This window comes from Acidovorax sp. LjRoot194, assembly GCF_964253015.1.
In the GTDB taxonomy this organism is placed as follows: Bacteria; Pseudomonadota; Gammaproteobacteria; order Burkholderiales; family Burkholderiaceae_C; genus Acidovorax.
Map to the genome: position 1 here is coordinate 3,665,758 of NZ_CAXUQB020000001.1, position 12,364 is coordinate 3,678,121.

Here is a 12,364-nt window from a genome sequence, read left to right on the forward strand (position 1 = left end):
TCAATCCCGGATAAACCACAAGATCTGGCGCAAACCGGGATCAGGCACCTGGCCCACCCATGGTGCACACGGCGTGTGCACCCATTTTTTTGCGTCAGTCCAAAACAAAAAACCCGATAACCCCCGGAGACTCTTCTCCGACAGCTTCGAGCTCCAAAAGCGTTCGACCAAAAAAAACGGGCGGTTGGTACCCGCCCGTTTGGTCGTGAGACTCGTATTGTAGCGTGCAAAGTGTTGATTTGCAAAGGCGCGCACCCGCAAAACTGTTGTGAAGGCACCCCGAATCCGGCAAAAACCAGCATTCATGCGGCTGTCAGCGCGGTGCACGCCATGGACGGCAAATAGCCACAGCCAAAACAGCACGTGGCGCGCGCCCCACACGCGCCAGCCGCTATCACTGCGATAGCGGCGCCAGCAGCTCGGCCAGGTCGGCTTCGGTGAACAGCGGCTCCTTGCGCGCCGCGGCGCCGCCGTACAGGCTGCCGGCCAGCTGCGCCTTCTTATCCTGAAGCGCCAGGATGCGCTCTTCGATGGTGCCCTGCGCCACGAGCTTGATGACCCACACGCTTTGCGTCTGGCCGATGCGGTGGGCGCGGTCGGTGGCCTGGGCTTCGGCTGCGGGGTTCCACCAGGGGTCGAAGTGGATCACGGTGTCGGCCTGCGGCAGATTCAGCCCCACCCCGCCCGCTTTCAGGCTGATGAGAAACAGCGGCACCTGCCCGCTGGTGAACTGGTCGATGACCGCGTCGCGCTTTTGGCTTTGCCCGGTGAGCTTGACCCAGGGCAGGCCGCGCTTTTTCAGCTCGGCCTCGATCAGCGTGAGCATGCTGGTGAACTGCGAGAACAGCAGCACGCGCCGCCCCTCGGCCAGCATCTCGGGCAGCATCACCATCAGCTGCTCCAGCTTGGCCGATGCGCTCACGCCCCGGGCGGCATCGAGTGGCAGCAGCTGCGGGTGGCAGCACACCTGGCGCAGCTTGAGCAATGCATCCAGCACGGTGATCTGCGATTTGGCCAGCCCCTTGGTGTGCAGCGCCTCGCGCACGGTTTTCTCCATGCCCAGGCGGATGGTCTCGTACAGGTCGGCCTGCGCACCGGCCAGCTCCACCGGCATCACAGTCTCGACCTTGGGCGGCAGCTCGCCGGCCACCAGCGCCTTGGTCCGCCGCAGCATGAACGGCGTGATGCGCGCGCGCAACTGCGCCATGCGCGCGCCGTCGCCCTGCTTTTCGATCGGCGTGCGAAACACCTGCTTGAAGCGCTGCTGACTGCCCAGAAACCCCGGCATCAAAAAGTGGAACAGGCTCCAGATCTCACCCAGGTGGTTTTCCATGGGCGTGCCCGACAGGCACAGGCGGTGGCGCGCGTTGAGCGCGCCCACCACCTGCGCCGCCTGGGTGCTGGCGTTCTTGATGTTCTGCGCCTCGTCCAGCACCACCAGGTGCCACGGCTGGGCCAGCCACCGGTCGCGGTCGCGCTGCAGCAGCGAATACGGGGCGATCACGAGGTCGTGCTCGGCCACCGCGTCGGCCACCGCATGGCGGCCCGCGCCATGCAGCACCAGGCAGCGCAGGCCGGGGCAAAAGCGCGCCGCCTCGCGCTGCCAGTTGCCCATCAGGCTCACGGGTGCAATGACGAGCGCGGGGTCGGTCAGGCGCCCGGCGTCTTTTTCGACCTGGATGTGGGCCAGGGTCTGCAGCGTCTTGCCCAGGCCCATGTCGTCGGCCAGCACCCCGGCCAGGCCGTGGGCGCGCATGAACTGCAGCCAGTTCAGGCCCTGCTGCTGGTACGGCCGCAGGGTGGCGCGCACGCCGGCGGGCAGCGGCACCTGGGGCAAGGCGGTGGCGCCCTGCAGCTGGTCCACCACGGCGCGCAGCGCGTGGGCGCCCTGCCACGGCACACCCTGGCCCAGCGCGGCGCTAGTGCGCAGGGCGTCCAGGCGCGACAGCTTCAGGCTGTCGGCGGTGAAGTCGTGCGCCCGGTCGCCCACCAGGTCCAACAGCGCAGCCATCCAGGGGCGCAGGGTGTCGGTCGGCAAACGCACGAAGCCCGGGCCCTGCAGCGATGGCAGGTAGACATAGGGCGGCAGTTGGGGCAGGCCGGTGGCGGCATCCAGCGGCTGGTCGGCCGCGGCGGCGATCAGGTCGGGCAGCCAGGGCAGGATGTTGTGGCGCACGCCGTTCACCTCCATGCCCAGCGACAGCGCAAACCAGGGGGAGGTGGCCTCGTCGGCCTCGTCACCCTCCCCGCCTTCGCCACCGCCCGCACCGTCTGGCTGCAGCGCCACGGCCAGCGTATCGGCATGGGTGATCCAGCCGTCCAGCGCCGCATCCACCGTCACGACAAAGCCCGCATCGCGCAGCACTGCGAAGCCGTTGTCGGCCCAGTGCATCCAAGCGGTTTGCGGCTGCTCGCCGGGAATGCCGAACAGGCCATCGTCGGTGCCCAGCAGGCCCAGGTGGAGCAGGCGCTCGATGGCCGAGAGCTCAGCCTCTGCATCGCGCTGCAGCAGCACCTGGACGCCGTCTGGCCCCGGCACCATCACGGCCAGGTCCTGCCCCGCCCACCAGCCCACGTGGCCCTGGTAGTCGAACTGCAATTGCGCGGTGATGAGGCCCATGTCGGGCATATCTGCAGGCGGCGTGGGCCCCAAATGCAGCCGCGCCAACGGCTTCACGCCCTGCACTCGGGCCAGGGGCGCTCCCACCGGCGGCAGCGGCAGTACGCCGCCCAGGCGGGTGGCCAAGTCGGCCTGGTGTTTTTGCAGCGCCGCGGTGCTCAGCGCCGGCGCCTTGAGCAGCATGGCCAGTTGCGCCGCGCTCAGGCCCTGCATGTCGACCGTGCCGCACAGGCCGCTGGCAGCGTCCAGGTACAGGGGCGGGGTGTTGCTGCACAGCGTGGCCGATGTGCCGGGCAGGCCGGGGCGCAGCGCCCAGGTGGTGTCGCCACCGGCCGCTGCCGAGGCAGGAGCTTCGTGCCAGGCCCAGGTCAGCGGCAGCGGCGGCCCCCAGGCCAGGGGTGCGCCCACCATGGAGCCACCCGCATCCGCGAACAGGCGGCCGGTGCTGGCCGCCTGCTGCAGCGCCAGCACGCCCACCGAGCCTTCCAGCACCGCCACCGGCCCGGCGCTGTAGGCCGAGTAGTAGCCCAGCCCGCGCGGCATGGCGCGCAGCAGCTGCAGCACCTGGCGGTCGGCGTCGCTCGCGCGCTCGTACACCGCCTGCCCTGGCGCGGGCTGCGTGCGCACCGGCTTGGGCTTGGCCCAGCCGCCGGTCAGCTTGGGGTAGGAGACCACGGCTTCGAGCTGCATTTGCTGCAGCGTGGCGCGGGGCAGCCCCACGGTGGAGACCAGATACAGGTACTGCTCGGGCCGGTCCACCTGCGGATCAGCGGGTGCGGTGGCCGACGCACCCGCCGCGCGGTCCCATTCGCGCAGCCAGTGCATCAGCCGCGCCTCGGCCTCGGTGCGGGCCAGCGCTTCCTTGCGTTCTTGCAGGGCCTTCAGCGCGTCCGCAGCCTGGGTGGCCTGCGTGGCCGTGGCCGGCGGCTCGCCCCCCAGGTGCACAGATTTGAGCGCCAGCGCCACCGCGTGCTTGCAGTCGGCGCCCACCGGGCAGCTGCACTCGCCCCACCACGACTGGACCACGCCGGCGTCGGACAGGGTGAGCTGGACGCGCACGGCATACGGCACCGGCTGGCTGCCCAGCACCTCGCCGTCCAGCGCCCACCCGGCCATGCCGTCCGGCTTGACGGCGATGCGCAGCACGGCCCCCTGGCGGTGCAGCGCTGCCCCGCGCGACCAGGTGCCTTTGTCGCACTGGGCCTGCAATGAGCCGATCTGGAACCAGGGGGGACGGGGTGTAGGCACAAAATCCAAGCAAAAACGGCTCTACCGCTTGTTCATCAAGCGCTAGCAGCTATAAAAACAGGAGCATTCCGTAAAATCAGAAGAGAAGGCCGCCGCAGCGCCTACCGGCTGCGCGCTGCGCGCACGCGCTCGAAGACTTCTTGCGCCTCACCCCCCGTACCGCCTGTACTGCCCGCACCGCCCGCCTGGGGCGACGACGCCTGCAGGCTGGCCAGCAGCCGCCCCAGCACCGGCGCCTGCGGCAACAGCGGCCCGAGGAACAGCGCCCGTTCGCCATCGGCGATCAGCAGCGTGGGGAAGGTTTCCACATCCAGGTCCCCGGCGATCTCCGCGTCGTCCTCGATGTCCACCCATTCGAAGCGCACGTCCGGGTGCGCGCGGGCCAGTTCGTCGAACAGGGGGCGGTACACGCCGCAGGTGCCGCACCAGGCAGCGCACAGGCACACGGCCCACCAGCCGCCCGGGGTGGCGGCGGCCGGGCTCTGCGGCGTGGGGTCTGGCAACGAGGCCGGGCTTTGCATCGACGGGGGCTCCTGTAGAGGGTGGGGCGGCGCGGCGGGCGCTGCCGGCAGACCCTGCCACCGCACCACCGCACCACCGCGCCTTTACATGCCGCGCCGTTCGCGGGCGCGGTAAACCTCGATGGTACCCACACCGGGCGCCCGGTTGCCCCAGCTGTTGCGCACAAAGGTGGTCACCGCCGCCACGTCCTCGTCGCCCAGCGTTTGCTGAAACGGCGGCATGCCGTGCGGGCGCGGGTTGCCGGCCGTGGCGGGCAGGTAGCCGCCCTGCAGCACCACGCGCACCGTGTTGGTCGGGTCGGCCAGCAGCACGGCGCGGTTGCCCGCCAGCGCCGGGAAGGCGCCCGCCTGGCCCTGCCCGGCATCGCCATGGCATTGGGCGCACTGCTGCTCGTACACCTTGCCGCCCCGCGCCATGGCGGCGGCGGGTGGCGCGGTGTAGGGTGCCGGGGTGGCGCGGGCGGCCTGCTGCGGCAGCGCCTGCAGGTACACGGCCATGGCACGGGCGTCAGCATCGGTCAGGTACTGCGTGCTGCGAAACACCACCTCGGCCATGGGGCCCAGCACCGACCCGTGCGGGGCCACGCCGGTTTTCAGCAAGGCCACCACGTCGTCGGTGGCCCAGTCCTTCACGCCCGCCTCGGCCGCCGCGTTGAGCGCGGGGGCATACCAGTTCTGCACCGGGATCAGCCCGCCGTTGAAGGCCTTGGCGTCGGCCGTGGCGCCCAGCGCGTTGCGCGGCGTGTGGCAGGCCGTGCAGTGGCCCAGGCCGTTGACCAGGTAGGCGCCGCGGTCGTATTCCGCCGTCTTCGTGGGCGCGGCGTCGCCAGCGGTGCTGGCAGCGCCCGGGGCAAAGAACAGCGCACGCCACACCCCCAGTGCCGCCTGCGTGCTGTACGGAAAGCGCAGCGCGTGCGCGCGGTTCGGCTCGCTGGCGGGGGGCACGCTGCGCAGGTACGCAAAGATGGCGTCCGAATCCGCGCGCGTCACCTGGGTGTAGTTGGGGTACGGAAAGGCGGGGTAGAGCAGGCGCCCGTCCTTGCTGCGGCCATGGTGCATGGCGCGCCAGAACTCGGCGGACGTCCAGCTGCCGATGCCCTGCGCCGGGTCGGGCGTGAGGTTGGAGGTGTGCACCACGCCGAACGGCGTCTCGATGCCGCGCCCGCCCGCAAACGGCGCGCCGCCCTGCGTGGTGTGGCAGGCCATGCAGTTGCCGACGCGCGCCAGGTACTCGCCGCGCGCCACCAGCGCGGGCGTGCTCTGCAGCGTCTCGGCTGCGGGCAGCGGCTCTTCGCCGCGCAGGTTCAGGGTGACCAGCGCAGCGGCCGCGATGCCCACGGCTGCCAGCACGGAAGAAAGGGTCCAGAGGATGCGTTTCATGGGGGCATCCTTCTCAACGTGCTGAAACTGCAGCAGCCACCGGCACCTCGGCCACGCCGCCGCAGCGGGCGGGCATGGCGGCCGGCAGGGTGCGCGCGGGCTTGCCGCCCCCGGCCACGGGCTGGGCCGCCAGCCAGGCCGACACGGCGCTCACATCGTCGGGCGTCAACTGCCGGGCGATGTCGGCCATGCAGTCGGGTGCATGGGCGCGGCGCTGGCCGGTCTTCCAGGCGCCCAGCTGGCTGTTGAGGTAGTCGCGCGGCAGGCCCAGCAGGCCCGGGATGGACGGCGCCACGCCCGTCATGGCGCTGCCGTGGCACGACACGCAGGCGGGGATGCGGCGCGCGGCGTCGCCCTGCTGCACCAGCACGCGCCCCTGCTCCAGCGCGGCGGCTGGCGCCTGGGGTGCGGGCGGCGGCGGGTACGGCACGTCTTGCGCCGCAAAGTGATCGGCCATTTCACGCAGGTAGTCGTCCGTCAGGTGCTCGATGAGGTAGGTCATCTGCGGGTAGCTGCGCCGCCCGTCGCGAAAGTTGAGCAACTGGTTGGCCAGGTAGCCCGCCGGCTTGCCGGCGATGCGCGGGAAGTAGCCCTCCTGCGTGGCCCGCCCTTCCTTGCCGTGGCAGGCGGTGCAAGCCAGCACGCGCGAGGCCATGGCGGCGGCAGGCACCGTGGGCGCTGCTGCAGGCGTGGCAGATGCGGGCATCGTGGCCGACGCCGCGGTCGGCGGGGCGGGAGCAGCAGGCGCGGCCAGCGCGCTGGCGCTGAAAGCCGCCGCTACCGAGGCAGCCGCCACCGCAGCAGCAGGCCAGCCAGAAACAGGGCGCAGCAGGCTGCGCAGGCAATCAATCATGGGTTTTATTCGGGTGGGGATCGACAGGGTCGCCAACTGGGCCGGGCGTTCATCACCGCCCGCACCAGCGCACCACGGCACTCTACGCCCAACCCCCAAAACAGTACAGATTCAGTTTCCAGTTAAAAATACAGATCAGTTTGCGCTGCATCCGCTCCCAGGCCCCCATGGCCCAAGGGCCCACCCCGTCAGCCCGCCCCCCATGAAACGCTACGAACGCCACGCCGACGCCATCGCCCAGCTCATCCACAGCGGCGCCCTGCGCCCGGGCGACCGCGTGCCGTCCGTGCGCGAGTCCAGCCGCACGCGCGGCATCAGCCCGTCCACCGTGTTCGAGGCGTACTACCTGCTGGAGGCCCAGGGCCTCATCCACGCCCGGCCGCGTTCGGGCTACTACGTCAGCGCGCGGCTGCCCGCCACCGGGTCCCGCCACGCAGAGCCCCTGCCCTCGCAGCCCGCGCGCACCTCCACCGGCGTGGCCATCAGCGACCTGGTGTTCGAAGTGCTGGGCCTGGCGCGCGACCGCGACCTGGTGCCGCTGGGCTCGGCCTTCCCGGGGCTGGAGCTGTTTCCGCTGGACCGGCTGGCGCGCTGCCTGGCCAGCGGCATGCGCAAGCTCGACCCCTGGAACATCGTGCAAAGCCTGCCGCCCGGCGACGAACGCCTGCGCCAGCAGATCGCCCTGCGCTACGGCCTGCACGGCAGCGCGGTGGATGTGGAAGAGATCATCATCACCAACGGCGCGATGGAGGCCCTGAACCTGTGCCTGGAGGCCGTCACCCAGCCGGGCGACATCGTGGTGGTCGAATCGCCCACCTTCTACGCCGCGCTGCAGGCGCTGGAGCGGCTGAACCTGCAGGCGCTGGAGATTGCCACCCACCCGCGCGACGGCATCGACCTGGCCGCACTGGCCGAGGCGCTGGAGCGCCAGCCCGCCCACCAGCGGGTCAAGGCCTGCTGGCTCATGCCCAGCTTTCAAAACCCCCTGGGCAGCCTGATGCCCGAGGCCAAAAAGCGCGAGCTGGTCGCCCTGCTGGCCCGCCACCAGGTGCCCTTGATCGAAGACGACGTGTACGGCGAGCTGCACTTCGCCCCGCACCGCCCGCCCCCGGCCAAGGCGTTCGATACCCACGGCCTGGTGATGCACTGCAGCTCGTTCAGCAAGAGCCTGGCGCCCGGCTACCGCGTGGGCTGGGTGGCGGCGGGCCGCTTTGCCACGGCGGTGCAGCGCTTGAAGCTCATGACCACGCTCTCGGCCGCCACGCCGTCGCAGCAGGCGCTGTCCGAATACCTGGCCCAGGGCGGCTACGACCGGCACCTGCGCCAGCTGCGCCGCAGCCTGGCGCAGCAGCAGGCCATCGCGCTGGGCGCGGTGGCCCGGCACTTCCCGCCGGGCACGCGGGTGTCGCAGCCCGAGGGCGGGTACTTTGTGTGGGTGGAGCTGCCGCCGCAGGTCGACGCCCTGCAACTGCACCGCCAGGCACTGCAGCAGGGCATCAGCCTGGCGCCGGGGCAGATCTTCTCGGCCGACCGGCGCTTTGCCCACTGCGTGCGCATCAACTACGGGCACCCGGCGCAAAGCCGCCTGGAAGCCGCGCTGCAGACGGTGGGCGAGCTGGCGACGGCCCTGGCCCAAAGTAGCCCAGGGCCGGGCGAGCACGGCGATTCAACCGCTGATTGAACCGATGAATCAACCAATAGTTGAACCGCGGCAGGCTGTGCGGACCTGCCCGCACCACGCCACCGCAGCACGTTTTGGCTTGCAGCCACCTGACGAAACCCCGCGGCGTTGGAAAGGCCCAACCTCGGGTTCTCCCGACCTCGGCACGGCTTTTGCAACGGCATACTGACCGCCGCCCGCAACCCGGGCAGCGCTACCAGTCTGGCAACCCGCCAGCATCCACCACCCACCCAACGCCCCACCATGGCAGCACCCCAGCATGTCCCGTTTCTGACCGTGGAAGACGAAGACGACTGGGTCGTCTCGTTCGCCCTGGGCCCGCTCGGTGCCAGCCGCCTCACGCTCACGCGCACGCCGCATCTCGAATTCATGCTGCGGCCCGAGCAGCGCGGCGTCTCCGTGGGCGGCGTGGAGGCCGGCCAGCGCCCCACCCTGCTCGTGGCCGTGCAATGGGGCCACAAATGCGTGGACGTGGTGTCCACCGCCAAGCGCTACAGCCTGGACATCAGCAAGGTGGACAGCGCCACGCGTGCGGCGGCGCTGCGGGTGCTGGGGAAGATGAATTTCGATCAGCGGTTTCAGCTGGCGAATGCGTGAGTTCGCGTCGGTGAGCCAGGGCAGCATCAGAAGCGCGCCCTTACCCACTCCCCATAACCGTTCGGGCTGAGCTTGTCGAAGCCAGGGCTCACACGCCCTGAATGAGCAGCCCTTCGACGTGGCTCAGGGCGAACGAAGCCAGGGCACACGCGCCCTGTGGTGGCAGCCCTTCGACAGGCTCAGGGCGAACGGAATTGAGGCTCAGGGTGAACGGAATTAAGGCTCAGGGCGAACTAGCTATGGTTCAAGGTGAACGGCGTTGGAGCCAGATCAGCCTCGACCCCACCAGACTCACACCACCAGCGGATCCAACGGCTTCACCACCCGGCACGGATTCCCCGCCGCAAACACCCGCGCCGGCACATCGCGCGTGACCACGCTGCCTGCACCAATCACCGCACCATCGCCAATCGTCACGCCCGGGCAGACGATGGCGCCGCCGCCGATCCACACGTCCGCGCCGATGGTGATCGGCACGCCCAGCTCCAGCCCGCCCGCACGCTCCTCGGGCGACATGGGGTGCGATGCGGTGAAGATCTGCACGCCCGGCCCCATCATCGTGCGCGCGCCGATGTGCACCGGTGCCACGTCCAGCACCACGCAGTTCACGTTGAAGTACACGCCCTCGCCCAGCGTGATGTTGTAGCCGTAGTCGCACTGAAAAGGCGGCGTGATCGCCACGCTGGCCGGCACGCCCGGCACCAGTTGCGCGACCAGCGCCTTCACCGTGCCCGCCGTGTCGGGCCGGGTGGTGTTGATGTCGTGGCACAGCTGGCGCGCGCGCAGGCGGTCGGCGGCCAGCTCGGGGTCGGCGGCGTTGTAGAGCTCGCCGGCGATCATCTTGGATTTTTCAGAGGTCATGGGCCATTGTCCCAGCCCTGCCACGCCAGTCCGGACGGGTCAGCCCAAGGGCGTCCACTTGCGCTCGCTCGCGGCGGACTCCACCACTTTCTCGATGAAGCGCACGCCCTCGGCCCCGTCCTCCACGCGCGGATAGTCGGCCTCCAGCGCGGTCGCGGTGCGCCCTGCGGCCCGCGCCCGGATGTCCGCCGCCACGCCCAGGTAGACGTTGGCAAACGCTTCGATGAAAGCCTCCGGGTGCCCCGCCGGAATGCGCCCTGCGCGCAGCGCCGATTCGCTCAGCCACGGCGAGCCACGGGTGAGGATGCGGCGCGGCCCGTCCACCGGCGAATGCACCAGGTGGTTGGGGTCCTCCTGCCGCCATACCAGCGTGCCCAGCGTGCCGGACACCTGCAAGCGCACATCGTTCTCCAGCCCCGCGGCCACCTGCGACGCGACGATCACGCCGCGTGCGCCGCCCGCATAGCGCAGCAGCAGTTGCGCATCGTCGTCCAGCCGGCGGCCGGGGCCGAAGGTGGTGAGGTCGGCGCACAGCGCCTCGGGCCGCAGGCCGGTGACGGTGGCGGCCAGGTTCTCGGCGTGCGACCCGATGTCGCCCATGGTGCCGACTGCGCCGCTGCGGGCCGGGTCCAGCCGCCAGTCGGCCTGCTTGTTGCCGCCGCCCTGCTCCACCGCCGTGGCCAGCCAGCCCTGGTTGTATTCCACGGTGACCTTGCGCAGCGTGCCCAGGGCGCCGCTGTGCACCAGGTGGCGGGCCTCGCGCACCATCGGGTAGCCGGTGTAGTTGTAGGTCACGCCGAACACGGTGCCGGCCTGCTTCACCGCCGCCACCAGCTCTTCGGCCTGCGCGCTGGTGTGCACCAGCGGCTTGTCGCACACCACATGAAAGCCCGCCTGCACGAAGGCCAGGGCCACCGGGTGGTGCACGTGGTTGGGGGTGACGATGCTCACCAGGTCGATGCGCTCATCGGGGCTGCGGCGCAGCTCGTCGGCCAGCAGGTCCTGCCAGCTGCCGTGGTTGCGGTCGTCCGCCAGGCCCAGCCCGGCGCCGGATGCGCGGGCCCGCTCGGGCGATGACGAGAGCGCACCGGCCACCAGCGCGAACTGGCCGTCGAGCGCCATGGCCTTGCGGTGCACCGCACCGATGAAGGCGCCGTGGCCGCCGCCGACCATGGCGTAGCGGAGCTTTCTGACTTCACTGGACATACGGAAGGCCTTTGTTTGTTGTTCTTGGTTCGCTGTTGCCGACACCACCCGGCCGTTCGCCCTGAGCTTGTCGAAGGGATGTCGAGCACCCTGCCCCGGCTTCGACAGGCTCAGCCCGAACGGTGAGGGAGTGGTGGATGGCGGTGGAATGGTGGCGGTGGCTGGAGAGCATTCACAGGTTCTGCTGGTCGCGCGCAAACACCGCGTCGAACGCGCCCGCCGCGGGCTTGAAGTCGAGCCGCTTGCAGAACGCCGCGCTCTCGGTGGCGCCGTGCACGCGGTCCATGCGGCTGTCCTCCCACTCCACCGAGAGCGGGCCCTGGTAGCCGATGTCGTTGAGCGCGACGATGATGGATTCGAAATCGATCATCCCGCGCCCCACGCTGCGAAAGTCCCAGGTGCGCCGCGCATCGCCAAAGCTGGTGTGCCCGCCGAACGTGCCCACCGTGCCGTCGCCCTTGCCCCACCACACGTCCTTCATGTGGGCGTTGTAGATGCGGTCGGCAAACCGGCGGATGAACTTGACGTAGTCCACGCCCTGGTAGGCCAGGTGGCTCGGGTCGTAGTTGAAGCCGAAGCGCCGGTGCTGGTTGACCGCTGCAATCGCACGCTCGGCCGAGGCGATGTCGAACGCGATCTCGGTGGGGTGCACCTCCAGCGCGAAGTTGATGTCGTGCTCCTCGAACACATCGAGGATGGGGCCGAAGCGGTCCGCAAAGTCCACGAACCCCTTGTCCCAATACGCCTGCGTGGTGGGCGGAAACGCGTAGATCGAATGCCACACCGACGATCCCGTAAAGCCGGTGATCGTCTTCACGCCGAACTGCGCAGCCGCGCGCGCCGTGTCGGCCAGTTCTTCAGCAGCGCGCTGGCGCACGCCCTCGGGCTCGCCGTTGCCCCACACGTGGGGCGGCAAGATGGCATGGTGGCGCTCGTCGATCAGGTCGCACACGGCCTGGCCCACCAGGTGGTTGCCGATGGCAAAACACGAGAGACCGTGCTGGGCCAGCAGCGCGTGCTTGTCCTTCACGTACTGGGGCGACGACAGCGCCTCCTGCACGTTGAAATGGTCGCCCCAGCAGGCCAGCTCCAGGCCGTCATAGCCCATGCTCTTGGCCAGGGGCGCGAGTTCTGCCAACGGCATGTCGGCCCACTGGCCGGTGAAAAGGGTGACGGGTCTGGGCATGGTGCGTGCGTCCTGGTTATTCGGTCCACCCACCGTTCAGCCTGAGCTTGTCGAAGGCCGGGCACGCAGGGTGCGGCTTCGACAGGCTCAGCCCGAACGGGCGGGGGTGGTGTTGAGCCATTCGGGTCGTGGTGACTGCCATGGCTTTTGTCTGGCAATCGTTGAATCCCAACCTCCGAACCTCCCAACCTCCCAACCTCCCAAATCTGTT

General features: G+C 69.9%; 9 protein-coding genes. 2 read left to right on the forward strand and 7 right to left on the reverse strand.

Annotation, left to right across the window (positions count from 1 at the left end):
* Positions 1–394 precede the first annotated feature (394 nt).
* From ACSQ3N_RS16595 to ACSQ3N_RS16610, 4 genes are all read right to left on the reverse strand, one after another.
* On the reverse strand, positions 395–3,736 hold the full coding sequence (locus ACSQ3N_RS16595; RefSeq protein ID WP_436147966.1) for an SNF2-related protein: 3,342 nt from the start codon (positions 3,734–3,736) through the stop codon (positions 395–397).
* Between the two features lie 233 nt (positions 3,737–3,969).
* Positions 3,970–4,389, reverse strand: a complete 420-nt coding sequence (locus tag ACSQ3N_RS16600) for a thioredoxin family protein (RefSeq protein ID WP_436128827.1) — start codon at positions 4,387–4,389, stop codon at positions 3,970–3,972.
* An 84-nt stretch (positions 4,390–4,473) separates the two neighbouring features.
* Complete coding sequence (locus ACSQ3N_RS16605; protein ID WP_436146840.1) at positions 4,474–5,769, reverse strand: c-type cytochrome; 1,296 nt, start codon at positions 5,767–5,769, stop codon at positions 4,474–4,476.
* Between the two features lie 13 nt (positions 5,770–5,782).
* Entirely contained in the window at positions 5,783–6,622 is an 840-nt protein-coding gene (locus ACSQ3N_RS16610) for a c-type cytochrome (protein WP_436146841.1), read from the reverse strand.
* Between the two features lie 202 nt (positions 6,623–6,824).
* On the opposite strand from ACSQ3N_RS16610, the gene ACSQ3N_RS16615 reads away from it, so the two are divergent.
* Both ACSQ3N_RS16615 and ACSQ3N_RS16620 read left to right on the forward strand, forming a co-directional pair.
* Complete coding sequence (locus ACSQ3N_RS16615) at positions 6,825–8,303, forward strand: PLP-dependent aminotransferase family protein (RefSeq protein WP_436146842.1); 1,479 nt, start codon at positions 6,825–6,827, stop codon at positions 8,301–8,303.
* Between the two features lie 243 nt (positions 8,304–8,546).
* Positions 8,547–8,900 carry a hypothetical protein gene (locus ACSQ3N_RS16620; RefSeq protein WP_056172054.1) on the forward strand — a complete coding sequence of 118 codons (354 nt, stop codon included), beginning with the start codon at positions 8,547–8,549 and terminating at the stop codon, positions 8,898–8,900.
* Between the two features lie 291 nt (positions 8,901–9,191).
* Here the strand turns inward: ACSQ3N_RS16620 and ACSQ3N_RS16625 are convergent, their stop codons facing one another.
* The 3 genes from ACSQ3N_RS16625 to ACSQ3N_RS16635 all read right to left on the reverse strand — a co-directional run bounded on the left by ACSQ3N_RS16625 (position 9,192) and on the right by ACSQ3N_RS16635 (position 12,153).
* A complete protein-coding gene (locus tag ACSQ3N_RS16625; protein WP_436146843.1) occupies positions 9,192–9,761 on the reverse strand; it encodes a sugar O-acetyltransferase in 570 nt (189 codons plus the stop codon).
* 39 nt (positions 9,762–9,800) lie between these two features.
* The gene (locus ACSQ3N_RS16630) at positions 9,801–10,967 is read right to left on the reverse strand and encodes a Gfo/Idh/MocA family protein (protein ID WP_436146844.1); all 1,167 of its coding nucleotides are present in this window, start codon (positions 10,965–10,967) and stop codon (positions 9,801–9,803) included.
* Between the two features lie 172 nt (positions 10,968–11,139).
* Positions 11,140–12,153 carry a sugar phosphate isomerase/epimerase family protein gene (locus tag ACSQ3N_RS16635; protein ID WP_436146845.1) on the reverse strand — a complete coding sequence of 338 codons (1,014 nt, stop codon included), beginning with the start codon at positions 12,151–12,153 and terminating at the stop codon, positions 11,140–11,142.
* Between the last annotated feature and the right edge of the window lie 211 nt (positions 12,154–12,364).

Coding starts and splice junctions, on each gene's coding strand:
- ACSQ3N_RS16595 (WP_436147966.1), bottom strand. CDS start 3,736: ATGGCCGGGTGGGCGCTGGACGGCGAGGTGCTGGGCAGCCAGCCGGTG.
- ACSQ3N_RS16600 (WP_436128827.1), bottom strand. CDS start 4,389: ATGCAAAGCCCGGCCTCGTTGCCAGACCCCACGCCGCAGAGCCCGGCC.
- ACSQ3N_RS16605 (WP_436146840.1), bottom strand. CDS start 5,769: ATGAAACGCATCCTCTGGACCCTTTCTTCCGTGCTGGCAGCCGTGGGC.
- ACSQ3N_RS16610 (WP_436146841.1), bottom strand. CDS start 6,622: ATGATTGATTGCCTGCGCAGCCTGCTGCGCCCTGTTTCTGGCTGGCCT.
- ACSQ3N_RS16615 (WP_436146842.1), top strand. CDS start 6,825: ATGAAACGCTACGAACGCCACGCCGACGCCATCGCCCAGCTCATCCAC.
- ACSQ3N_RS16620 (WP_056172054.1), top strand. CDS start 8,547: ATGGCAGCACCCCAGCATGTCCCGTTTCTGACCGTGGAAGACGAAGAC.
- ACSQ3N_RS16625 (WP_436146843.1), bottom strand. CDS start 9,761: ATGACCTCTGAAAAATCCAAGATGATCGCCGGCGAGCTCTACAACGCC.
- ACSQ3N_RS16630 (WP_436146844.1), bottom strand. CDS start 10,967: ATGTCCAGTGAAGTCAGAAAGCTCCGCTACGCCATGGTCGGCGGCGGC.
- ACSQ3N_RS16635 (WP_436146845.1), bottom strand. CDS start 12,153: ATGCCCAGACCCGTCACCCTTTTCACCGGCCAGTGGGCCGACATGCCG.